Annotated in this window: 23 protein-coding genes; 13 read left to right on the plus strand and 10 right to left on the minus strand. The window is 52.3% G+C overall.

The window, feature by feature from the left end; translation table 11 throughout:
• The 8 genes from LIO98_RS05460 to LIO98_RS05495 all read left to right on the plus strand — a co-directional run.
• On the plus strand, positions 1-601 hold a 601-nt coding region (locus LIO98_RS05460), incomplete at its 5' end, for a DHHA1 domain-containing protein (protein WP_291953898.1).
• On the plus strand, positions 570-1,508 hold the full coding sequence (gene truB / locus LIO98_RS05465) for a tRNA pseudouridine(55) synthase TruB (RefSeq protein WP_291953900.1): 939 nt from the start codon (positions 570-572) through the stop codon (positions 1,506-1,508). The genes LIO98_RS05460 and truB, both read left to right, overlap by 32 nt.
• Positions 1,505-2,431, plus strand: a complete 927-nt coding sequence (ribF, locus tag LIO98_RS05470) for a riboflavin biosynthesis protein RibF (protein WP_291953902.1) — start codon at positions 1,505-1,507, stop codon at positions 2,429-2,431. Before truB ends, ribF begins: the two co-directional genes overlap by 4 nt.
• Before the next feature lie 73 nt (positions 2,432-2,504).
• Positions 2,505-3,563, plus strand: a complete 1,059-nt coding sequence (locus LIO98_RS05475) for a SurA N-terminal domain-containing protein (RefSeq protein WP_291953904.1) — start codon at positions 2,505-2,507, stop codon at positions 3,561-3,563.
• A gap of 207 nt (positions 3,564-3,770) precedes the next feature.
• A complete protein-coding gene (locus tag LIO98_RS05480) occupies positions 3,771-4,544 on the plus strand; it encodes a glucose 1-dehydrogenase (protein WP_363304004.1) in 774 nt (257 codons plus the stop codon).
• Between the two features lie 104 nt (positions 4,545-4,648).
• Positions 4,649-5,491, plus strand: a complete 843-nt coding sequence (locus tag LIO98_RS05485) for a tetratricopeptide repeat protein (RefSeq protein WP_291953905.1) — start codon at positions 4,649-4,651, stop codon at positions 5,489-5,491.
• A gap of 22 nt (positions 5,492-5,513) precedes the next feature.
• On the plus strand, positions 5,514-6,428 hold the full coding sequence (locus tag LIO98_RS05490; protein ID WP_291953907.1) for a DUF4037 domain-containing protein: 915 nt from the start codon (positions 5,514-5,516) through the stop codon (positions 6,426-6,428).
• 5 nt (positions 6,429-6,433) lie between these two features.
• Positions 6,434-7,060: a DUF4125 family protein gene (locus LIO98_RS05495; protein ID WP_291953909.1), complete on the plus strand. Its 627-nt coding sequence runs from the start codon at positions 6,434-6,436 to the stop codon at positions 7,058-7,060.
• 130 nt (positions 7,061-7,190) lie between these two features.
• On the opposite strand, the gene nhaC is transcribed toward LIO98_RS05495, so the two are convergent.
• From nhaC to LIO98_RS05520, 5 genes are all read right to left on the minus strand, one after another.
• Positions 7,191-8,627: a Na+/H+ antiporter NhaC gene (nhaC, locus tag LIO98_RS05500; RefSeq protein ID WP_291953911.1), complete on the minus strand. Its 1,437-nt coding sequence runs from the start codon at positions 8,625-8,627 to the stop codon at positions 7,191-7,193.
• Positions 8,628-8,718: 91 nt separating this feature from the next.
• On the minus strand, positions 8,719-8,985 hold the full coding sequence (locus tag LIO98_RS05505) for a ferredoxin family protein (RefSeq protein ID WP_291953913.1): 267 nt from the start codon (positions 8,983-8,985) through the stop codon (positions 8,719-8,721).
• A gap of 2 nt (positions 8,986-8,987) precedes the next feature.
• Entirely contained in the window at positions 8,988-10,622 is a 1,635-nt protein-coding gene (locus LIO98_RS05510; RefSeq protein WP_291953917.1) for an FAD-dependent oxidoreductase, read from the minus strand.
• A 231-nt stretch (positions 10,623-10,853) separates the two neighbouring features.
• Positions 10,854-11,741: a LysR family transcriptional regulator gene (locus LIO98_RS05515; protein WP_291953920.1), complete on the minus strand. Its 888-nt coding sequence runs from the start codon at positions 11,739-11,741 to the stop codon at positions 10,854-10,856.
• A 242-nt stretch (positions 11,742-11,983) separates the two neighbouring features.
• The gene (locus LIO98_RS05520; RefSeq protein WP_291953923.1) at positions 11,984-13,021 is read right to left on the minus strand and encodes a YeiH family protein; all 1,038 of its coding nucleotides are present in this window, start codon (positions 13,019-13,021) and stop codon (positions 11,984-11,986) included.
• 504 nt (positions 13,022-13,525) lie between these two features.
• Here LIO98_RS05520 and LIO98_RS05525 point away from each other — a divergent pair.
• The 4 genes from LIO98_RS05525 to LIO98_RS05540 all read left to right on the plus strand — a co-directional run bounded on the left by LIO98_RS05525 (position 13,526) and on the right by LIO98_RS05540 (position 15,450).
• The gene (locus LIO98_RS05525; protein WP_291953926.1) at positions 13,526-14,410 is read left to right on the plus strand and encodes a LysR family transcriptional regulator; all 885 of its coding nucleotides are present in this window, start codon (positions 13,526-13,528) and stop codon (positions 14,408-14,410) included.
• Between the two features lie 91 nt (positions 14,411-14,501).
• Positions 14,502-14,642 carry a hypothetical protein gene (locus LIO98_RS05530; RefSeq protein ID WP_291953928.1) on the plus strand — a complete coding sequence of 47 codons (141 nt, stop codon included), beginning with the start codon at positions 14,502-14,504 and terminating at the stop codon, positions 14,640-14,642.
• A 146-nt stretch (positions 14,643-14,788) separates the two neighbouring features.
• Entirely contained in the window at positions 14,789-15,004 is a 216-nt protein-coding gene (locus LIO98_RS05535; protein ID WP_291953931.1) for a hypothetical protein, read from the plus strand.
• A 161-nt stretch (positions 15,005-15,165) separates the two neighbouring features.
• Positions 15,166-15,450: a hypothetical protein gene (locus LIO98_RS05540; protein ID WP_291953934.1), complete on the plus strand. Its 285-nt coding sequence runs from the start codon at positions 15,166-15,168 to the stop codon at positions 15,448-15,450.
• Between the two features lie 96 nt (positions 15,451-15,546).
• Here the strand turns inward: LIO98_RS05540 and LIO98_RS05545 are convergent, their stop codons facing one another.
• Complete coding sequence (locus LIO98_RS05545) at positions 15,547-16,971, minus strand: MATE family efflux transporter (protein ID WP_291953936.1); 1,425 nt, start codon at positions 16,969-16,971, stop codon at positions 15,547-15,549.
• Positions 16,972-17,276: 305 nt separating this feature from the next.
• On the opposite strand from LIO98_RS05545, the gene LIO98_RS05550 reads away from it, so the two are divergent.
• On the plus strand, positions 17,277-18,464 hold the full coding sequence (locus tag LIO98_RS05550; protein WP_291953938.1) for a site-specific integrase: 1,188 nt from the start codon (positions 17,277-17,279) through the stop codon (positions 18,462-18,464).
• A 47-nt stretch (positions 18,465-18,511) separates the two neighbouring features.
• On the opposite strand, the gene LIO98_RS05555 is transcribed toward LIO98_RS05550, so the two are convergent.
• The 4 genes from LIO98_RS05555 to LIO98_RS05570 all read right to left on the minus strand — a co-directional run bounded on the left by LIO98_RS05555 (position 18,512) and on the right by LIO98_RS05570 (position 21,866).
• On the minus strand, positions 18,512-19,021 hold the full coding sequence (locus LIO98_RS05555) for a hypothetical protein (RefSeq protein ID WP_291953941.1): 510 nt from the start codon (positions 19,019-19,021) through the stop codon (positions 18,512-18,514).
• Positions 19,022-19,587: 566 nt separating this feature from the next.
• Positions 19,588-20,559: a hypothetical protein gene (locus LIO98_RS05560; protein ID WP_291953945.1), complete on the minus strand. Its 972-nt coding sequence runs from the start codon at positions 20,557-20,559 to the stop codon at positions 19,588-19,590.
• A 160-nt stretch (positions 20,560-20,719) separates the two neighbouring features.
• Positions 20,720-21,091, minus strand: a complete 372-nt coding sequence (locus LIO98_RS05565; RefSeq protein ID WP_291953946.1) for a hypothetical protein — start codon at positions 21,089-21,091, stop codon at positions 20,720-20,722.
• A gap of 217 nt (positions 21,092-21,308) precedes the next feature.
• Positions 21,309-21,866 (minus strand): helix-turn-helix transcriptional regulator, encoded by a 558-nt coding sequence (locus LIO98_RS05570; protein ID WP_291953949.1) that lies wholly within the window; start codon positions 21,864-21,866, stop codon positions 21,309-21,311.
• Between the last annotated feature and the right edge of the window lie 86 nt (positions 21,867-21,952).

The following is a 21,952-nucleotide window of genomic DNA, read 5'->3' on the forward strand; positions in this document are numbered from 1 at the left end:
CTCCGCCACCGCGGAGATAATTACCGCGTTGCTTTCGGCCTACGGCAAAGGCATCACCGAGGGGGAGGCCTCTGCGCTCTACACGGCGCTGGTGACCGATAACGGCAACTTTCGTTACAACTCGACCTCGGTGGAGAGCCACGGCTGCGCGCAGCTCCTGCTCGAAGCTGGGGCGAAGCCGACGGAGATCGACGACCGCATCAACGAAAATATGACTGATAAAATTTTGCATCTCTGGGGGCTTGCCTTTTCTCGCACCGAGCTCTTTGCCGGCGGTAAATGCGCCCTATTCTGGCTCCGCGGCTTTGAGATCGACGGTGCGGATGCCGACTCCAACGCTCTTGACGGCCTCATCAACATGCTGATGCGTATCAAAGGCGTAAAGGTGGCGCTCTTCCTCGCGGAGAAAAACGGCAATAATAAGCTCAGCGTGAGAAGCCGCGCCCCCTACAGCGCGCGCGGTCTTGCCGCCTGCTTTGGCGGCGGCGGACATTTGAACGCCGCTGGCGCTAAAATTTCCGGCGATTTTGAGGATACACTCGCGTCGGTAAAAAAAGAGGCTGAAAAGTATGTTGCTTTCGGGAATACTTCCGCTCAATAAACCGGCGGGACTCAGAAGCACCTACTGTGTGCAGAGGGTGCGCGGTATCCTTGGTAAAAAGATAAAGACGGGACACGGCGGTACTCTCGATTCCACCGCCTCCGGCCTCCTGCTCGTGCTTGTGGGACAGGCGACGCGCCTCTCGAACTTTGTCATGGAGCTGCCCAAACGCTACGAGGCGGAGATCGCCTTCGGCGCCGCCACCTCGACCGACGACATGAGCGGCGAGGTGACGGCGCGCGCGCCGTGGAGGCATATTACCGACGAGCTTATAGATTCGGCGCTATGTGGCTTTATGGGCTGGCGCATGCAGTCTCCGCCAGCGGTCTCCGCCGTCCACATCGACGGTGAACGTGCCCACGCTCTGGCGCGCGGCGGCAGGGCGGTCATACCCGAGGCCAAGCCTGTCTGTTTTACGAAAATATCTCGCCTCTCCCCATTGGACGATAATGGCAGGGTGAAGTTACGCGTCGACTGCAGGAAGGGGACCTACGTCCGCAGCTTTGCCCGCGACCTCGGCGAACGCCTTGGCTCGCTGGCCCATATCATCAGCCTCGTGAGGGTATCGAGCGGCCCCTTTTCCATTGAAAGGGCTAAAGAGGCGGAAGTGCTTTTTGAAATGTCCCGAGAAGAGCTTGCCGCGGAGCTGATCCCCGCCGCCAGCCTCTGTGAACTCTTTCCCGGTTACGAGGCGGACGGCGATTCCTTTGAGCGGCTGAGCCATGGACAAAAGATAACGCTCGCGGGATTGAAACGCCGCCCGCTCATACAGACCGCGCCGCTTGCCGGCAGGCTGGTCGTCGCCTCGGAGAAAATATTCTCCATCTGCGCGGTCTCCCCCTGCGGGGTGACCTTTGAGCTGGCGCCGGAGGTCAACATAATAATCCAGGGAGGCGGCGCAGAATGATATACGCGCTTGGAGCCTTCGACGGCTTTCACCTCGGACACCGCCGGCTTCTTGAAATGGCGAAGCGGGAATCCGCGCAAAGAGATACCGGCTGGGGGGTAATCACCTTTGAGGGGCATCCGCGGATGCTTCTTAACCGCGACAACTTCAAACTGCTCTTTACGCCGCCAGAGCGGGATCTGATCGCCCGCTACCTCGGCATACCGCGCATTGAGAAGATACACTTCACGCATGAATTCGCGGCGCTTGAGCCGCGTGAATTTGTGGACTACATCGCGGAAAAATACAACGTTGATGGCCTTGTCATCGGCGAGAACTTTCGCTTTGGCAGAGGGCGCTCCGGCACTCCCGCCGTGCTTGCCGAACTTGCGCGGGAACGCGGCTGGTCGCTAGACGTCATACCATCCTACAAGGTCGAGGGGCGGGTGGTGAGCAGCACCGCGACGAGAGAGGCCGTCCTGGCCGGCGAAATGACGCTGGCCTCCGAGCTCCTGGGCTATCCCTTCATTATCAGCGGCAGGGTGGTGCAGGGTGAGGCGCGGGGGCGGCTGCTCGGATACCGCACCGCGAATATCTCCGTCAAAGAGGGCAAGATATATCCTCCGCACGGTGTCTACGCGGCAATCTCATATATAGAGGGGGAGTGGCGCGGCGTCGCGCTCAACATAGGCAGCAACCCGACCTTTGACGACGTGCGCCGCGCGCCGCGCTGCGAGGCGCACGTGATAGACTTTCACTACGGTCTCTACGACAGTCTGATGAGGCTCTTTATCATCGGACGCATCCGCGGCGAGAAAAAGTTTGCCTGTGCGGAAGAGCTTGTCGGACAGATCGGCGCCGATGTGGAGGCCTGCTCGGCCCGCTGTGAGAGATACATCGCGGAAAAGGACGCCGAACTCGGTAATTTTGCTTCGGTTCTTTGACAGTATCGGGGCGCTAGCGTATCATAACTAAGTTATAAACAAAGTGTATTATTTTTGAGGAGGAAGATTTCCCTTGCTGAGAACTATGCGGAACTATACCAAAGTAATAATGATAATAGTGATACTATTCTTCGTGGCCTCATGCTTCGCGGGGTACGGGCTCTATACCCGCGGCAACAGGGGCGGCGGAGACGGGATGCACGATTATCCCGTGGCGGAGGTCAACGGCCGGAATGTTATGCGTTCCGAGCTTGAAAAGGGCGCGGCGCAGATCTCCGAGCAGTACGGCAACAATGTCAGCTCGGCGGACATCCCCCAGATCAGAAGGGCCGCTCTTGACGGCATTATCATTCAGGGCGAGCTGCAGAAGGAGATCTCCAACAGAAAGATAGACGTTCCCAACGACGAGATAAACGCGGCATACACCAGGGCGATGGACAGCTATCCCACGCGCGAGGAATTTATGGAATTCATCAAGCGCAGCGGGCTCACAGAAAAACAGATAAAAGAGGATATCAAAAAGCAGCTCCAGATGCAGAAGCTCATGGAGTCGCTCGAAAAAGATGTCGCGGTGGACGACAAGGAGGTTCGCGCCTTCTACGACACGGCGAAGAATTTCCTCTATAAGCAGCCCGCGGGCGTGATGGTCAACATCGCCACCTTCAAGGACAAGGCGGCTGCCGAAGCGGCGCAGAAGGCCATCGCCGGCGGCGCGAAGTGGGATGCCGAGATAGAGAAATACAAAAACGACATCGAGATGGCGACCTCCTATGACAAGCCGACGATCATAACCGACCAGATGCTGCAGCAGAAAGAACTCGCCGTCCTCAAGGATTACCCGATGAATAAGGTAACGCCAGTTGAGAGCGCGGGAGAGAGCCACAGCTACATCGCCATCAAGCGCAGCAAGTCAGCCGAGCGAGTGCTTCCCTTCGACGAAGTGAGCGGCGACGTTACGGCGGTGATCAAAAACCAGAAGATGCAGCAGGCGCAGCAGAAATTCTACGGAGAGCTGCTCTCCCGCGCGAATGTGAAGGTGCTGGACGCCTCCATATTCCCCGAGGAAAAGAAGCCCGAGGCGGCCTCCGCCGACCAGACGGCGCCCGCGGCCTCCGAGGATAAGAAAGACTGACGCGAAAGCGGCAAACGGACAAAAGATAAACATACTGAAATGGCCGGAGATGACTCCGGCCATTTTTGTATGCTTCGCTGGGTGATTTGGCCTTTCCGGCGCGTACGCGCCGCTATATATTTTAAGTATGAACCGCTGCGTGGTGGGCGGAACTATATTCGTGCCCACCATAAAACAGATAAAATATAAAACAGAGGTGTAATTGCCATGATAACGAAAAAACTTATTGATTTACGGGGAAAGGCAGCCGTGGTCACGGGAGCGGCCGTGGGGATCGGAAAGGCCTCCGCGATGATGCTGGCGCGCTCCGGGGCCGCCGTCGCGCTGCTGGACAGAAATTATGACGCGGCGGCGCTCTCCGCCTCTGAGATCGCCTCGGAGTGCGGCGTACAGACGAAGGCCTACCGCTGCGACGTCCTCGCCGAGCTGGACAGCGAGGCGGTAATTGAAGAGGCGGCGAGGGATTTTGGCGCGATAAACATCCTTGTCAACAACGCGGGCGGCGGCGGAGGCGGCAGGGAAGTATTCGACGGACTTACGGACGATTACGTCAATAAAATATTCGGGCTCAACGTCTACAGCATATTCAGATTTTCACGCCTTTGCCTCCCCCATATGGAGCGCGCCGGGTACGGTTCCATTGTAAACATCAGCTCGATGGCGAGCGTCATGAGCAGCGTGAATATATCCGTCTACAGCGCCTCAAAGGCTGCCGTCAACGCGCTGACGCGCCAGATGGCGATCGACGTCGCCCCGGTCCGCGTGAACGCCGTCGCCCCCGGCGCGGTAAAGACCGAGGCTCTGGCTTCGGTGCTCACGGAAGAGATGGAACGTAAGATGCTGGCCTCGACGCCGCTGCACCGGCTTGGCACGCCCGAGGATATCGCCTCGGCGGTGCTGTTTTTCGCCTCTCCGATGTCTTCCTGGGTATCGGGGCAGACCCTGATCGTCTCCGGCGGCGGCGCGCAGGTACTGGAATGAGCATTACGGCGAAATAAAAACTATTTTATTATCGTACCCTTGTCAGATTTCACGCTCTTATATACACTGGGCTTAAACAATCTTGGTAAAGGGCTGATTTGGTTATGGACATTGAAAACGTGCTGCGCCGCTTTGAGAAGCTGCTCGCGCGGGGCCGCGTGGGCGAAGCCGGGCAGTATCTGGAAGAGACGGCAGCCGTTAGCGAAAGAGGCGGCGACGGCCTCGCGGAGGCCTCATGCCGTAACGAACTGACGGGTTTTTGGCGCGTCTGCGGCCAAAGAGAAAAAAGTTACGCCTCCGCGGAAAGAGCCTTAGCCCTGCTTTCAGAGAATGGCCTTGCCGGAAGCATCGACTACGCGACGGCTCTGCTGAACTACGCCACCGCTAAATCCGCCTTCGGCGAGAGCGCGGAGGCGCTGCCGCTTTACAGGCGGGTGGAGGAGTGTTACCGGGAGCTGCTGCCGGCCTCCGACTACCGCCGCGCGAGCCTATACAACAATATGGTGCAGGCTCTGCTGCGGGACGGGAATACGAAGGAGGCGGCGGAATATTTTGAAAAATCCCTGCGTCTGCTGGCGGAGATGACAGATGTCGATTCCGAGAGGGCGACCTGCAATACCAACATCGCCTTCTGCCTGCTCGCGGAGGGACGGCTCGACGAGGCGCAGAAGTCGCTTGAAGTGGCGGAAGAGGGCTTTCGCCTCCTGCCGGGCGATCCCCATTATGACGGTGCGCTCTCCTGCCGTGGGCGGCTGGAATATCTGCGCGGTAGGTACGAAGAGGCCGCCGAGGCCTACCGCCGGCTGGCAAACAATATTGAGGGGCGTTTTGGGCGCAATATAAACTACGCGGCGGCCTGCCGCAGCTGCGCCAAGGCCTTCGCCGCCGCGGGCCTCGCCGACGAGGCGGAGCGTTTCCGCCTGCTGGCTGAATCGGCCTGCAGATAGAGGAATATTGGAGGGGATCGGAATGCAGGGACTTGAACTATGCCGCCTGTTTTATCTACAGCATGGCGCGCCTCTGATCGAGAGCCGTCTTGGCGAAAGGGCGCGCCGCGTCGCTGTCGGGCTGGCGGGGCAGGGTTCGGACTGCCTCGGATTTGACGACGAACTCTCGCGCGACCACGACTTTGGTCCCGGCTTTTGCCTGTGGCTGACGGACGAAGACGACGAGGAATTTGGCGATGAGCTGCGGCGGTTATACGCGGAGCTGCCTAAGTTGTTCCTCGGATATGCCCGCAACGCCACGCCTCAGGGCGCGGACAGAGTCGGCGTGATGCGTATAAGCCGTTTCTACGCGCAATATACGGGCTGCCGCGATATTCCCTCCGGCGCCGCCGCCTGGCTGCGCATCCCGGAACACCTGCTGGCCGCCGCCACCGGCGGCGAAATATTCCGCGATGAACTTGGGGAATTCAGCCGCGTCAGGAAGGGCCTGCTTCCCTGTTACCCCGATGACGTGCGCCTGAAAAAACTGGCGGCGCGAGTTTTCGTTATGGCGCAGGCGGGACAATATAACTACGGCAGGATAATGAAGCACCGCGACGAGGTGGCGGCGGCACTCGCTCTGGGCGAGTTCGTCAAAGCCGCCCTCTCCGCCGTGCATCTGCTTAACCGCGGCTACGCGCCCTACTACAAATGGGCCTTCCGCAGCGCGCGCCGCCTGCCGCTGCTCCAGGAGGCGGTCGCCGGGCTTGAGGCCCTCTATTCACCGGGAGCCGACCGCGAAACGCTGATAGAATCTATCTGTTCCCTGGTTGGCGGCCATCTGGAAAGAGAGGGGCTCTCCTCCGCGAAAGATACCTTCCTGGTCGCGCACGCGGAGGAGATAATGCGGCGAATAAAGAGCGATTATCTAAGGAATTTAGGCGTTATGGTGGGGTAGAGAAAATGGAAAAGCTGATCGACGAAATAATCGGACTTGAATGGCGCTTCTTCGACCAGGTGCGGAACGAGGGCGGGCGGGCTCCATGCCAGGATGACTGGGAGACCTTCCGCATCATGCGCGGCAGCCAGTTCATGGCCTGGAACAGGCCGCTGCTGGAAAGCTGGCACGAGGATCTTTTACAGGCGCGTGAGCGGGGAGACAATCCGATGACGGAAAAATACGGTTATATGATGTGTATCGCCGACCCCGAGGCCAACCGAGGGCTGGCGGCCAGCCTGCCGCCGGTCTCCGAGGAAAAAAGGGCGCTGAGCTGGAAGATCATCGGGCGGCTCGTGCCGCAGAACGAGGCCTTCGGCAGACGTTACCCGCTCCTCGCCGCCCACGCGCGCCCGCTGCGCACGGCGGACGAGAGCGGTGGGGAGACGACCTCGATGGAAACCTACCAGCTGGGGGAGCTGTGGACCTATTCACAGCGGACCCTGACGCTGCTTGACGAACATCTGAGGGATTTAGAGACGGCGGGGATAAATTATCCCGAGCTGGTGATCCGCAGCAGCCTTCTCCAGAGAGGCTTTCCCGGCCTTGAAGAGGCGGAGGCCTTCCTGGCGAAAAGACAGAGAGGCGTTTAGATATCTTTCTTTGACAGGCACCGGATAAAAGACTGAGGAACAACGGTAAAAAGTAAGAGAGGGAAGGGGATAAAAACATCCCCATCCCTCTCTTTGTACAGTCAAAGATTATCCGCTATCCGCCGCAGCTTCAGCTGCGGATCTTTTTTATGCTGATGCCGGTCACCGCGTAAAAAATGGCGAACATAAAGCCCGTATAATTCATGATCGCCCACGGCAGATAATCGAGAGTGGAGATCCCGAGAGTGGCGGCCATGTACGCGGCCCCTCCCGTCCAGGGGATAAGCGCCGTCACAACGGTTCCAGAGTCCTCCAGTGTGCGTGATAAATTACAGGAAGCCAGCCCTCTGGCCTTATATACGTCGCCGAAGAGTTCCGCTGTGACAATTATGGATAAGTACGAGACGCCGCCGATGATGCTCATCAGCAGGGATGCCGCGACGGTGCTGCTGATGATGCCGGCGTCGGTCTTTACCTTTGTCTGCAGCTTCTCCAGCATCACCTCCAGGCAGCCCGTGCAGGAGACGATGCCGCCAAAGACGAAGGCGCAGTACGTTATCAGTAGTATCCCCATCATGCTGCTCATGCCGCCGCGGTTCAGCAGCCTGACCACCGCGGAGCTGGCGGCCACCGCGTCGAAGCCGGCCTTGTGCACCATATTGACGTTGAAGCCGCTGGCGCAGGCGGAGCAGACGTCGTTGAAAGAAAAACCCTGAATAAAGATCGCTAAAAGACAGGCCACTACGCTTGAGACGAACATAAGCGGCGCGGTCGGATACTTCATGGCGCTGCCCACCATGACGATCACCAGCGGCAGCAGCAGCAAGATATTCCAGTTATAGATCTGGTTGAACTGCGTCATCATCGTGGAGACGAGTTCCGAGCTGACTGCCTCTTGGGAACCGTTGAAACCGGCGATCAAATATACCGCCATTCCCAGCAGGCTTGCCGGCACCGTCGTCCAGAGCATATGTCTGATATGTTCGTAGATATCCGTATTCGTTATCGCCGCCGCCAGCACGGTCGTATCCGACAGGGGGCTCAGCTTGTCGCCGAAATAAGCGCCGGCAACGACCGCTCCCGCGGTGATCGGCAGCGACATTTGCAGCGTGGCGGCGATACTCATGACCACGATGCCGATAGTCCCAACCGCGCCGTAAGAGGTTCCCGACAAAACCGATACGATCGCCGTGGCCAGAAAGGCGGTCAAATAGAGCACCCGTGTGTCGATGATCTGTATTCCGTAATAGATCATCATCGGCAGCGTGCCGGAGATCATCCATGAGCCGATCAGCATCCCCACCGACACCAGAACTAATAGCGCGCCCGTGGACTGGCCGATCTTATCTGATATCGCTTTTTGCAGATCGGACCAGGTGTAGCCGAGATAATAGGCGACGATCGCCGCCACCACGCTCGGCAGCAGCAGGATGATGGGGATCGGTAATTTCAGTATCGGAAATCCCACCCCGACGAAAAACAGCATTGCGATCATTGGTAAAAGGGCGACAAACATAGTGGGACGGCGTTTCTCATTTGACGGATGACTCTTATTGGCCTCTGTCATTTTATTCCCTCCTCAGGATTTATCAGGCTTTACGCGGCGAAAGACACCCATTCTGGTACTGGGAGCTGAAAAAGGGCCTCTTATCGGCCGCTCAAAGCCATTTCTGCCAGTTGAACTCTTCCGGTTGGTTTACGGACGGAGCCATCGCCGTAATATCCTCATAACAGGCCAGCGGTATCGTGTGACGGATGGCTCCGTGGCGGCACTCCAACGCGCAGACGCCGCAGTGGCTGCATTCGTCCGGGTAGGCGACGACCGGCTTCTTTTTCTCGCCGTCCCAGCCTATCACATCGTTCGGACAGTGATTATAGCAGGCTCCGCAGCTCAGACACTTATCATAGATGATCTCCACGCTCATATTTACGCCTCCTTTAACTCAGGCACCTCGCGGGTCCCGATCGTCATCTCGCCGCCGTCGTCCCTCTCGATGACCACCCACTTCTCCCACGCGGGATCGGTGTCGGGATAATCGGTGCGGTAGTGGACATAATTTGCCAGATGGCGGAATCTGGTCTCCTTTCGGTACAAAGAGGCCCTGATATGCATCTCCGCGTAATCGATGATGCTTCTGGCCTCGCAGCAGCGCATCAATTCGTGGGGGCTCTCCGCCGTAAGCTTATCCGTAAAGTCCCTCCTGTAATCCAAGAGCTTTCCCAGCGCATATTCCATCATGTTCTCGCTCTTGAAATAACCGACGTCGTTCGTGACGAGCTCCCGCACGGCCAGTTCCAGTTCTTTGGGATTTATGCCCTCTCCCCTGGCCAGGGGTGCGCATATCTCTTCCTCAAGGCGGCGCAGATACGCCTCCGGCGCTTCGGGCTGCCCGATAGCGGAGGCATATACCGACGCCTCCTCCGCCGCGATATCCCCGGTGACGCTCGCTCCGACTATCGCCCGCGCGAAAGCGGTCGTGGCTCCGGCGGCGTAGAGTCCGGGAACGGAGGTCCTCAGCCTTTCGTCAACGAGCGGTCCTCCCATGACGCAGCAGGGGTCCAGCTTCATCGGTATAAGGTCCTTTCTTATATCAAGGTTCCGCTGCTTAAACCATTGCTTTGTGATGGGATATTCGTTCGACATCTCCCTCTCATACATCTTCAGGGCATCTTCGGGCACGTCCCTTAAATCCCAGTAAAGCGGGCTTCGGCCTTCGATGATCTCCTTCTGCATGATGAAGCAGCGCATGATGCTCTCCTCTGGGGTGTTCAGCAGGACCTCCCCGTTGCGGTTGATGAGCTTACCCATTTTATCGAACGGCTTGACTCCGACGATGCCGCCCCCGGCTCTGACAGTGACATAATCCCAGTAAAGGAACTCCATGTTGACCATCTTCGCCCCGGCATGGTAGGCCATCGTCTCCGCGTCGCCGGTATTAGTCGGTGAAAAATAGGTGTTGAATGGGCCGTCCGGCGCGATATACTGCCTGGTCGTCTCTCCGGTGCAGAGTATCGTCGCTTTGGCTATAAAGGCCGTGAGCTCGCCGCTTCTCGTGTTAAGCCCCACCGCGCCGATCACGCGGCCTCCGTCTTTGATAAGCTCGATGCCCATCGTCCTTTCATAAATCTTTGTCGTTGTTTTTTCAACGGCCTTTCCAAGCTTGACCTTGGTGTCCACCCCTCTGTATGAAATACAGCAGAAATGGCGTTCCGGGATACGCCAGATAAAATAACTTCCGTCGTCCTCCCTGAGAGGAACGCCGAACTCCTCCAGATCCTTCACGCGCTCATAGGCGTGCACGTCGACCACCAAAGTCACATTGGGGTCCACCAGATCCTTCTTCGCTGACGCCGCGTATTCCCTGGCCTCATCATAACTTATCGATTCGGGATGGACTCCGATAGAGACATGGTCCATTCCGGGACCGACGCTCCCGCCGCGCCGCAGCGTCGCCTTATCAAGAAGGGCTACGCTCTTTCCCATCTTACTGGCCCTTATCGCGGCGAAACATCCGGCGATGCCTCCGCCAATGACCAGTATCTCAGTATGTACTATTTTCATGACCGCACCCCTGTTATCATAAAATTTTTAACAGCATCGGTTACTCAATCGTGATCTAAAGATGTTCTTTGCCTGATGCCACGATTATCCAATAGTTTTTTTTATAATTCCAACAACAATAAATGGTGATACCACAAAATAAATTTGTGGCGTAATGGAAAGGTTTTTACTCTTTGCCGGGGCGGCTTTTGCCGTATGCGCGGCGCGCTGCCGTCGGATATTCGGGCGGCGTCAGTTTCGTGAGGTATGATGTACGATAAAATCGATAAATCTGTCAGTGGCGCGACTTAAAGGCCTGCCCCTCCGGCGGACCAGTCCATATTTCCACACCATATCTTCGTCCGCGAGCGGTATCTTGAGGCAGTGCTCCATATCCATATCCCGCGTGATATATTCCATACAGATGAAGACACACATGTTCATCTTTACCATGCTCAGCAATATCCCGCTTTCACCGCTTTCGACGATAAATTCAGGCGTGAACCCGTGACGGCGGCAGCACTCCACGAGCTTATGATATACCTCATAATACTTGTTAAGAGAGACGAGCTTTTCGTTTCTTAAATCAGCAACGCTAACCGACCCTCTGCCTGCCAGCGGACTTTCCCTGTTGACCACGGCATAAATTCTTTCCTCACCGACGGGAATATATTCCATATCAGTAATATCATGGGGGCGGGGGCAGAGCGCAATGTCGGCCGTGCCGTTCAAGACGTTCTCAACGCAGGCGGTATCGGAGCTTTCTATGCCTTTTAACTCGATATCCCGGTTTGCTTCGCGGAACCGGAAGAGCATGTCGGGCGAACAGGCCTGTAGAACGCCTGGCGCGAGCCCCAGAAAAAGCGGTTCCTTGATCCTCTCGAACCGGGCGCTTAATTCCAGCGTCATTTCGTCAAAATTCCTCACCAGAGGGATAGACAGGTCGCGCAGAATATCTCCCACCGCCGTAGGCACGATGCCGTTGGGCGTGCGCTCAAAGAGAGCGCGCCCCAACTCCCTTTCCAGCGTGATGATGGAGCTGCTCAAGGCCTGCTGGGAGAGGAAAAGATTTTCCGCCGTTTTTGTAAAACTTCCCGTTTCATACAAATCCAAAAAACGTTTCAGTTGTTTTATATCCATTCCGCATCACCGCCGGCGTCCTTGAACTTAAGAGATAGTCAGACTGCTCCTATTATAAGGCATCATAGTGAAAGGCAGGGCGGCGGGATAAATTATTTAACCACAGCTGTGGGCGAAAGCGGCGGCGCGAAACCATTTGCCGTTGCAGGGATAAAAAAAGACTGCCCCGCGCGGGGGCAGTCTCAATATATCGCGGCCTCTGCGCCGCCTGTAACAGAGGGTCGTCCGTCGGGATCGCGGGATTACATAAGCTCCAGCGCTGACTGCAGGACCAGACAGACCCCGGTGATACCCGCCCAGCAGGAGGCTCCCAGAAGGATAGGCTTGCCGCCGTTCTTTATAAGTTTGACGATATTCGTATTCAGGCCGATGGCCGCCATCGCAAGGATGATAAAGAACTTACTCAGCTCCTTTACGGGGCCGAACGTGGAGGCCGAAACGCCATAGCTTACGGCCACGGTCGTTATGACGGAGGCGGCGATGAAGAAGAGGATAAAAAACGGGAATATCTGTTTCATGTCAACTTTGCCGCCGTAGCCCTCCTTTTCCTTGCGCGCATACGTAGTGGCTAAAATCAAAGTGATGGGGATGATGGCCAAGGTTCTCGTCAGCTTTACCGTCACGGCTTTATCCAGCGTAGCCGAGCCGAGATTCCACATACTGTCCCATGTCGCGGCCGTGGCCGTCACCGAAGATGTATCGTTGACCGCGGTACCCGCGAAGATGCCGAAAGGCTCTCCCGAAGCGATGTTAAAGCCGATCATCTGACCAAGTGCCGGGAATACGAGCGCGGCCACCACGTTAAAGAAGAAAATTACTGAGATCGCCTGCGCGACCTCCTCCTCGTCGGCGTCGATCACAGGCGCCGTGGCGGCGATCGCGGAGCCGCCGCAGATGGAGGAACCGACACCGATCAGCATCGATATCTTCGAGGGAATGTGCATCGTCTTATGCAGCGCGTAAGCGACCAGCAGGGAGACCGATATCGTGCAGATAATGATCGGGAGCGACTGCCTGCCAGTCTGTAACACGACGTTGAGGTCCATTCCGAACCCCAGCAGGATTACGGCCCACTGCAGCACCTTCTTGGAGGTAAACTTGATGCCGGAATCGACCTTTGACTTATCCTTCAAAAATATCGTCAGCAGCATCCCCGCCAAAATAGCGATGACCGCGCCTCCGACGATGGGAAACATCTTTCCCAGAAACCAGGCCGGAGCGGCGATCGCAAAGCAAAGCATAATTCCGTATCCATTCTTTCTCACAAAGTCCATCTTCATTAAACCCTCTTTCTTAATAATCAGCGATGATAGGCGTATTATAAGCATGTTTTACTGAAACTCAAAATTATAAATATTGATGAAACGATAAATTTAGGTTATGATAAAAATGGATGAAAAAGAAATTTTTCAGCTAAAGGCTTGGATATTGGAGAAAGAGGGCAAATCGTACCTCTAAACGCCATTTTATTTTGGCGGGTACAGAGATAAGTAGCAGTTTATCTTTTGACTTTGTCCTTAAAGGCGCCCTCTGTGAGGGAGCTGGCTCGGCGATGTTTTTTCGCCGAGACTGAGGGAGAGTTGACCTTATGTTCTCCCGCGGCTTTTGCCGCGGGCTCTGTTTGGCGCGGAAACCGCTCCAAACAGAGCAACACTCCTTCCGTCTCGCCGCAAAAGCGGCGGCGATCCACCTTCCTCAGAGAGGAAGGCTTTTAGAAAAAAACGCCGTTTATCATCGATAGGCTGAAAGCTAAATCGTAGTTTGACAAAATAGGAGATGCTTTGATGCTGGATTTTAGAATAAAGACATTTTTAAGCGTATGCAAATACATGAACCTCACCTACGCCGCGGAGGAGCTGCACATCACACAGCCGGCGGTATCGCAGCAGATACGTTACCTGGAAAAACTATACGGCGTGAGGCTGCTGGCCCGCGAGGGGAAAAAAATAAAGCTGACACCCGCGGGAGAGGTACTTCTCTCAACGATGATGCTGCTGCGAAACGACGAGAGCACGATGATCAAGCGTATGCGGCAATACAACGAAAAGAAAAAGGCCCTGATATTCGGCGTGACCCTTACGATCGGCAAATACGTTATAGTTTCGCCTCTGGCGCAGTATCTTAAAAAACATCCCGAGACGGACATTCATATCAAATATGGCAACACCTCCCTGCTCTTGGACCACCTTCGCGGCGGCGAGATCGACTTCGCGCTTGTGGAGGGCTATTTCAAGTCGCACGACTACGACATGCTGCACTACCGGACGGAAAAATATATCCCCGTCTGCGCGGCGGGACATCGCTTCATAAAAGATGTAAAGACGCTGGACGACCTGCTGCCGGAAAGGCTCCTTGCCAGGGAGCAGGGCTCGGGAACTAGAGACATCCTGGAAAAAAACTTGGAGACTCGCAATCTCTCCATCTCGGACTTCTCTCACCTCGTCGAAGTGGAAAATATGCACACCATCGTCAGTCTTCTGGTCCAGGACTGCGGAGTAGCCTTCTTATATCAGGCAGCGGTCCGCCAGGAAATAGAAAGCGGCCTGCTGAGGCAAATTCCACTTGCGGACTTTGAAATGGAACATGACTTTACCTTCCTCTGGAACAAGGGCAGCGTCTTCTCAGAATACTACGCGGGCGTCTGCGGTGAATTGAAGACATGCGAGTGATCGGCCGGTTTTGATAAAGATAGGGCGAAGCGGCTCGTATAATATAGATTACTCACGAAAGAGATGGGGCGAAAGTAAGCGTAAAGTAATCATGATGGCCAATTATGATATCAATACCATCATGATAAACAGGAGTCGGAAAGGCCGGGACGACGCTAAGTACAATGATACTGCCATCCGTACCGGCAGCCGTCCGCTCTGTAACGAGCAGGTATCCAACGTCTGCCCATAAGGGACATGGAATTGTATGCCAGTGGTGTTGCTTTAAGTCGCAGGCTCTCGTTTTTTCTGTAATTGTGATACGCTTTTTGTGGCAGAGCCGATGCTATTATTAAAGCCGGAAGCGAGGAAGTCCCTATGACCAAACCTAGCGTAATATTGAGCAAACTTGATACCGCCTCTCTTGATATTATCAATAAAATGGCAGTTGTCCTCGTATTTATAACTTTGACAGCTGCTACTATTTATACGGGAAGCCTCGCAATGGGTGTAATATTCACTCTTGTTGCCATGGCCGCTTTGGCGATAGCTGCGCCGATATTGGGAATCATTCTCTACGGAGCTTATACGATATTTAAGCTGATAAAACTCTAAATTTTTACCCATACATCGCTTTTATTATTTTTACTGTCTCATCATATTATCATATCTGTACGCATGCATGGAAAGCAAAAAAGAATGGCCATGAGATTTTTATAACATTGTGAAGGAAGCAGAACCTATAGCAGATCCAAAACGGGGAGAGGGCGGCGCCGATGATAAGACCGATGGATAAAGCTGTGTTTGGCAATAATATCACCTCTTTTATTGACCGTCATACTGATGCGCTTGTCATCATCACTTGCTGGACGTTGTGGGGGCTAGGCTGGTGGATGACCGGTAATGCCGCGGCCGGTTTATTCATGGTGCCCGTGCTCATTCTGTTTTTTCTAGTGGCGGCGACATTGTTAATATGCATAGCCGTCCCTCTGCTGATTGTGCTTTTCTATATTGCTGCAATAATAGCGGCACTGTTCTTCTGTCTGTTCAAGAAAATCTAGCTGGCCTCTGCTTTACAGTCTCAACCGCTTCGCGATACGAACCCAGCAGCTCTTTTATCTCCATTATCTTGGAACAGGAAAAGTAAAGTACGTGCGCTACTTCTGCGCAGATTCGTCGCAGTTTTCCCTGGCTGCGTTTCTTAACACGCGCGACAGCAGTATCTCTCTTTTAAGCTTTCTGAAAGAGAGGTAAAACATTGTGACTGTGGTACAGACGGCAATCGTATCGGCGATAGGCTCCGCGAGAAAAACGGCGAAGACCTTATCCTCGAAAATGTTGGGCAGGATGTAGATCAGCGGTATCAGCAGAAAAACTTTCCGCAGCAGGGCGAGGAATAAAGATGTCCGGCTGTTACCCAGGGCGATAAATGTCTGCTGACAGGCTATCTGCGCTCCGAAGATGAGCGAGGCTGCCATGTAGACCCTTATGGAGCGAACACAATATTCCGTGAGGGCGGCGTCTTTGGTAAAGATGGTGATGAAGAGCATTGGCGTGAACATACAGAACGCCCAGATCAGGGCGGAGTAAACGAGACAGGCGCGGAGGAGCGTCCGGAAGGCGGCGCTGACCCGCTCGATGTTGCCCGCGCCGTAATTAAAGCTGACTATGGGCTGCGCGCCCTGCGTCATGCCCTGCAGCGGGAACATCGAAAACTGCATCACGCTGCCCTGGATGGTCATCGCGCCTACGGCCAGATCTCCCCCGTATTTCAGCAAAGAGGTGTTGAAGCATATGTTGAGGATGCTCTCGGTGGACTGCATGACGAAGGGGGCCGCGCCAAGCGCGAGCGCAGGCGCCAATATATCCCATCTGGGTTTCATATAGCATCTTTTTATATTAAGGTAACTTCTGTCTGAGGTGAGGAAGAGCACCACCCAGGCAGCCGATATGCCCTGCGAGATGATCGTGGCCAGCGCCGCGCCCTGCACTCCCATATGGAAGCCGAACATAAGCAGCGGGTCGAGTATGATATTACATACCGCTCCGATCAGTACGGAAAGCATGCCGGTCCTCGCGTAGCCCTGAGTGTTGATGAAGGCGTTCAGTCCCAGAGAGAGCTGCACGAAGACTGTCCCCAGCGAATATATGCGCATGTAGCTCCAGCCATATTCTATCGTGGCTCTGCTTGCGCCGAACATAAGGAGTATCCGTTTACCGTAAAGCAGAAATATGACTGTCAGCAGGAAGGCCGCGATGAGCAGTGCCGTCATACAGTTGCCGAGGATACGCTCAGCCGTGTCCTTGTCGCCTCGACCAAGCATGATTGAGGCCCGCGGCGCGCCGCCCATGCTGACCAGCGCGGCAAAGGCGGAGATCGCGGTGATAGCGGGGAAGGTGACCCCGACGCCGGTGAGCGCGTTCGCACCAATGTCTGGCAGATGGCCGATGTACATGCGGTCCACCATGTTGTAAAGCACATTGATGATCTGGGCTGTGATCGCAGGCAGCGCGAGACGGAAGAGCAGATATCCGACGCTGCCTGTTCCCAGGTCAACTTTTTTTGCCGCCTCTTTCTCCATCTCGAATGACGCCGTTCCCTTCCACTGAGCCCTGCGAAAAACAAAAAAGGGCTTTCGAGAATAACCCGAAACCCCTTGTTACTGCTTAAAAATGGCGCGCCGGACAAGATTTGAACTCGTAACCTTCGGATCCGTAGCCAGTTTTTTAGGTATTTTCGGTCATATACTAGCAATTTTAAAAATATGATTTTATGTTGCTAATACTGGATAAACCCCTCTTTTTATTATTTTTGCACCTGCTATAATATAGCTAGAACAATATAGTTCGTGAGTACCCAGTGAGTACCGGAGGTGCAATTTTTTCAATGGCCAATATCAACCTTACTATCAATTATGTCGAAAAGCTCAAACCTTCCGACAAGAAATATAACGTGCACGATAAGCTCATAAACGAACTTATCTTACGTGTGTCGCCATCCGGCACAAAAACTTATTATCTCGATGTCAAGTTGCCCAACAGCCGTACGATGAAGAAAATCGGCGACGCCATGGTACTCACTCCGCAGATGGCACGCGAGAGGGCCAAGGAGATGCTCTTGCAGATCCAGGCTGGCGAAACATTCAAGCCGAAACTCACGCTAAAAACCCTCATCGAGAAGTATTATACATCTTATTGCACGGAGAATTATAAGACCGGGCAAGTAACGATAGATACCATCAAAAAACATTTTGACTGGCTATTCAACCGCCCTGTCGAAAGTATAACCTTTATTGAAATCCAAGAATGGCGCTCGCAAAGAATAAGGACTGTCACCGCGGCGACCGCCAATAGAAACGTGGATATGTTGAAAGGTGCCCTATCGTATGCGTTCAAGAACAAGCTTATCGGAACAAACCCACTGCGCGGCTTCTCGAAGCTGCCGGAGAAAGACAGCGAGCAGAAGGTCCGTTACCTCACGGATGATGAATACGCTGCGCTCATGGCCGTGCTCGATGAGCGAGAGGATGAACTGCGCGCCAAGCGCGCCCGCACCCGCGCTCACGCCAAGGGGCAGCACTTGCCGGATCTTGGCGATACGGTATATGCCGACTATTTTAAGCCGCTGATCTTGACGGCGCTTGGTACAGGCATACGCCGCAATGCGATATTTCACCTCTTGTGGAGCGACATTGATTTTGACAATGATACCATCACGTTGCGGGCGACATGGGCCAAAAACAAAAAGACTGCCGTTATCCCAATGAGCAAGAAGGTTAAAGCTGTTTTAGAGGCGTGGCGCAAAGAGAGTCCCGGCGAGATAGTGTTCCCATCTCCAAAGGATGGCGGATATTTGGACAACGCTGATCAGTCTTTTGATGTGGTGTTGAAGAAGGCCGGTATCAAAAACTTTCGCTGGCACGACATGCGGCATGATTTTGCCTCACGCCTCGCCATGGCCGGCGTAGACTTGAATACCATCCGCGAGCTGATGACGCACAATGATATATCCACCACCATGCGCTATGCGCATCTGTCGCCGAATGTTAAAAAACGGGCGGTGGACTTGATATAGAAAATCCCCACGCCCACTCACTGTGGATGTAGCGCGTGGGTGGGGGATTATGCCGCATTTTCATATTTCATAAGGAATGTATCTAATCGCTCCGCAGCGCTCCTAGGATTTTGAAGAATCTTGTCGGCTGCTTCTTCGAGGCGCAGCCGCGGTTTTTCTGCAATTTTATCGTGAAGTACGGCGCAGCTTGGAACATACAGTTTTTTCTTCTCGAAATAATAGATCGTGGCAGTTGTCGAGTTTGCTTTATCTGCTGACGTGATGCTGAAGATATATGCGGGGCGTCCAGTTTTTAACTGCACGCGGCAGTCGATGGGATAAAGCCCTTCCGGGTCATACTCTTCATTCAGATAAGAGAAATTCACAGGCCGTCCTCTTACTCCCTCGGCAACGCTGCTCCTAAAGTCTTCAGCAAATTTACTCTTAGCCCGTTCTATTTTCCACATGGACATATCGCCTATCTTCAAAAGTCCCTGAGAAAAAGTAAAAATGGAGTCAACAATATCTTGTGGGGTTTTTATGCCCTCAATTACAAAACGACCGTTCTCATCTTTCATAAAATGGGACGTAAGGATCTTATCCATAACAGCCATACGTGTTATGCTGTCCACTCCGATGTCGTGATAACTAAGGTACATCATATTGTATAGCTTCATCAAGGGCATTATACGCGTTAATGTTATTTCCGAGCTATCATAATAATGTGTTTTAGGACCCAAATTGATCTTGCAAGCCGCAAAACAAGCAATATAGCACAAGTCAAAATTAAATATAAAATTAAAGATTTAAACTTATCAGTAAAAATTGAAATTCCCGCAAGTATGGTAAGTATTCCAAGAAGATTCAGCGATGAAAAAAAACTCCGTAAATTTGGCTGTAAAAAATTTTATCGGAGTTTTTTAGCGCTGTTTTTAGTTTTTCCGGCATGCAGGTAATCAATATAGTGATACCAGTAAGCACGAAGCCAAAAAGCGAAATTGCCAGATTAATTAGTAGTAGGGCCAGTTCTTTTTTATTTTCATAATAAAATTGTGACTTGTCATAATAAACAAGAAACGCAAATAAAATTGTGGAGAAGATGACCCCTATAATAAAATCACAAGACAGAAAATATCTATCGTACTTACTCTTCCACCTCTTCATCATTAATTTTCACCTCTTGTTCTTTCTGGCATATGAGTACAGCGTCAAGTCCAATAAGTGCGGCTTTTTCTCTATTGTACAACCTGAGTAATGCATTGAACATTGACTTGCTGTTTAAATATCTATCATTGCGCTCCTCTGTTTGAGCGGAAACGTTTTTATCATAGTTACCTTCCAACAAATCTACATATTTTTTCCGTCCCTCATTAGATATATACTTGATGCGGGCCTTTTTAAACATATTTTTGCCGAATTTTTTGATATGAGCTATTACTGTATCGGAAAAATCCTCGTTAAGGGTTGCTCCTTTTCCCTGAACAGACAATATAATTCGTTCTGTTTGAGCATCTGCCTTCTCAACGTTTTCAATTAATTCCTTTAGAGAAGCTGCTTCGTCAGGGACAAGGCTTGATGCTCCCTTCCGTACTTCTATATCTATCTGATAAACGCCTTTTTTGCCTGTAAGCTCGGCAAAAGCATTCTTTTTCAAGAGCCGGTAAATCATAAGTTCTGACATAGCGTTGCCATAGCACAGATACTTGAAAAACATAATTATGCCGGGAGCTACTCTCGAGATCTCTAATAATAAAATAGTACTAGTATCATTTCCTATTGTGAACGGTGCCATAAAAAAATGAGCTTTTTCCAAGAGGCCGTTAGCATCATCGCCTATTGGAATTTTGCTTTCAACTCCCTTGGTATCTATATGCGGAAGATTCGATTTTCTTACATAGCATATCGTACCATAGGTCTCTGTATTTTTTGCTTCCTCCGGAATATCTTCCGGGAATCGCATTGAAAGATATATTTCTTCAGCAGAAACAGGGAAAAAACTGTTTTTCTCTTCTTTAAGATCTAATGGTAGTGCTTTGATTTCTTCAAATTTTTCCCTAATGGCATCAGGTTTCACGTTAAGCCAGTAAAATTCAATTTTCCGACTGAGACTTGCCATATTACTACCTCCCTGTTTTTTTCAGCGTTACTATTTTTTTCTCGTTGTCGTGCTCTATAACCATCACGAGGCTGGACCCGGCATTCCACTTATTGGCGATATGTATGTCAGAGGATACTCTGAGATACGCAGCGGCAGGAATCATAATTGATTATCCAATTTATCGGCTAATCTCGTAATCATCTTGACTAGGTGCTCTCTCTATATCTAAGCGTGGTTCCATGTTATCAAAAAAAGTCTGTAAATCATCAATACTTAGCGAATAGCCAAGAAGATCTGCGAATACCAAGTGAGGCATTTTTTTAGTCCGTAGCATTTCGATAATGTGGTCTGGGTTGGTAAAAATATTGTTCTCAAATTTCTTGCGAGCAATTAAATGATTTTCAAGGTGTTCATATATTTCCTTTACATCTTCCGTTTTATATTTTTCCCACATATAAGTTGACAGTGCCTCTAGAAACTTATCTCCCGTATATTTTTCATCCTTTCCTGTATTTAATCCTACAAAATATTTTTTAGTTAGCTCTATCATAAATACCACTCCCAGTATTTTATTTGTAAAGCTTAGCACTTTTAGGAACTGAGTAGACATCGGTTCGAAATCGAACCATTTTACCCATGTATCTCCATGGGTTACCGAGTTTTTGAACCTTTTCCTGATCAGTTAACTTGTTCTGTTCTTCTGCCATAACTATCACCATCTTTTGTTAGATTTTTATTTTTTCATTGTTTATGCGGAAGTAATATTCTTATGATGCCGTCTCTTGTTTCTGTGTAGCCTCTGGCTCTGCTTCAAAATTTTTCAGACACAGGTGCAACAGGCTTTCCGCCGCTCTTGCTTCATCGTCCGTGAATAGACCCGCCGCCTCTGTGAGCGCTCCGTTTAAGGCCGCTATTGATTCGATGATTTTTGCCGGCAACCGCACTGTTGCTGTGGATGCGAGTAGCGTGCTCCCTGCGGATTGGGCTGGAATGAAGTTAGTAAATGTAGTAGGTTCCGCTGGTTTGGGGTGCTCCGGTTCATTTTCGCAGGGTTGGTGTATATCCGTACCTAACATCTTATTAATATCGTTGGAAAGTAAATTAGGATCACAAACCTCTCCTGTGAAAAAAGCTACTGAAGTTTTTAGCGCATACGCAAGCTTATAAAGGTTGCCTATGTCAGGTTGTCTTTCTCCAGATTCCCAGCGCCAAATTGTATTTGGCATTACTCCGATGATCTCAGCCAAAGCACGACGGCTAAGTGCGTTCTTTTCTCTGGCAACCTGAATATTGGTTCCGACACTTTCGGCCCACTCAAAAGTCATAAAGCCACCACCTTTCTATGAAGTTAATCCCAGATTGGTAATATTTAAATTTGGCCGAAATGGGATTAATTATCTTCCGGTGTTGG

Source organism: Cloacibacillus sp., from assembly GCF_020860125.1.
In the GTDB taxonomy this organism is placed as follows: Bacteria; Synergistota; Synergistia; order Synergistales; family Synergistaceae; genus Cloacibacillus.

Coding starts and splice junctions, on each gene's coding strand:
- LIO98_RS05560 (WP_291953945.1), bottom strand. CDS start 20,559: ATGGCAAGTCTCAGTCGGAAAATTGAATTTTACTGGCTTAACGTGAAA.
- LIO98_RS05540 (WP_291953934.1), top strand. CDS start 15,166: ATGATAAGACCGATGGATAAAGCTGTGTTTGGCAATAATATCACCTCT.
- LIO98_RS05545 (WP_291953936.1), bottom strand. CDS start 16,971: ATGGAGAAAGAGGCGGCAAAAAAAGTTGACCTGGGAACAGGCAGCGTC.
- LIO98_RS05530 (WP_291953928.1), top strand. CDS start 14,502: ATGATGGCCAATTATGATATCAATACCATCATGATAAACAGGAGTCGG.
- truB (WP_291953900.1), top strand. CDS start 570: ATGTTGCTTTCGGGAATACTTCCGCTCAATAAACCGGCGGGACTCAGA.
- LIO98_RS05505 (WP_291953913.1), bottom strand. CDS start 8,985: ATGAGCGTGGAGATCATCTATGATAAGTGTCTGAGCTGCGGAGCCTGC.
- LIO98_RS05525 (WP_291953926.1), top strand. CDS start 13,526: ATGCTGGATTTTAGAATAAAGACATTTTTAAGCGTATGCAAATACATG.
- LIO98_RS05570 (WP_291953949.1), bottom strand. CDS start 21,866: ATGACTTTTGAGTGGGCCGAAAGTGTCGGAACCAATATTCAGGTTGCC.
- LIO98_RS05485 (WP_291953905.1), top strand. CDS start 4,649: ATGGACATTGAAAACGTGCTGCGCCGCTTTGAGAAGCTGCTCGCGCGG.
- LIO98_RS05565 (WP_291953946.1), bottom strand. CDS start 21,091: ATGATAGAGCTAACTAAAAAATATTTTGTAGGATTAAATACAGGAAAG.
- LIO98_RS05555 (WP_291953941.1), bottom strand. CDS start 19,021: ATGAAAGATGAGAACGGTCGTTTTGTAATTGAGGGCATAAAAACCCCA.
- LIO98_RS05515 (WP_291953920.1), bottom strand. CDS start 11,741: ATGGATATAAAACAACTGAAACGTTTTTTGGATTTGTATGAAACGGGA.
- LIO98_RS05520 (WP_291953923.1), bottom strand. CDS start 13,021: ATGAAGATGGACTTTGTGAGAAAGAATGGATACGGAATTATGCTTTGC.
- LIO98_RS05490 (WP_291953907.1), top strand. CDS start 5,514: ATGCAGGGACTTGAACTATGCCGCCTGTTTTATCTACAGCATGGCGCG.
- LIO98_RS05510 (WP_291953917.1), bottom strand. CDS start 10,622: ATGAAAATAGTACATACTGAGATACTGGTCATTGGCGGAGGCATCGCC.
- LIO98_RS05550 (WP_291953938.1), top strand. CDS start 17,277: ATGGCCAATATCAACCTTACTATCAATTATGTCGAAAAGCTCAAACCT.
- nhaC (WP_291953911.1), bottom strand. CDS start 8,627: ATGACAGAGGCCAATAAGAGTCATCCGTCAAATGAGAAACGCCGTCCC.
- ribF (WP_291953902.1), top strand. CDS start 1,505: ATGATATACGCGCTTGGAGCCTTCGACGGCTTTCACCTCGGACACCGC.
- LIO98_RS05480 (WP_363304004.1), top strand. CDS start 3,771: ATGATAACGAAAAAACTTATTGATTTACGGGGAAAGGCAGCCGTGGTC.
- LIO98_RS05495 (WP_291953909.1), top strand. CDS start 6,434: ATGGAAAAGCTGATCGACGAAATAATCGGACTTGAATGGCGCTTCTTC.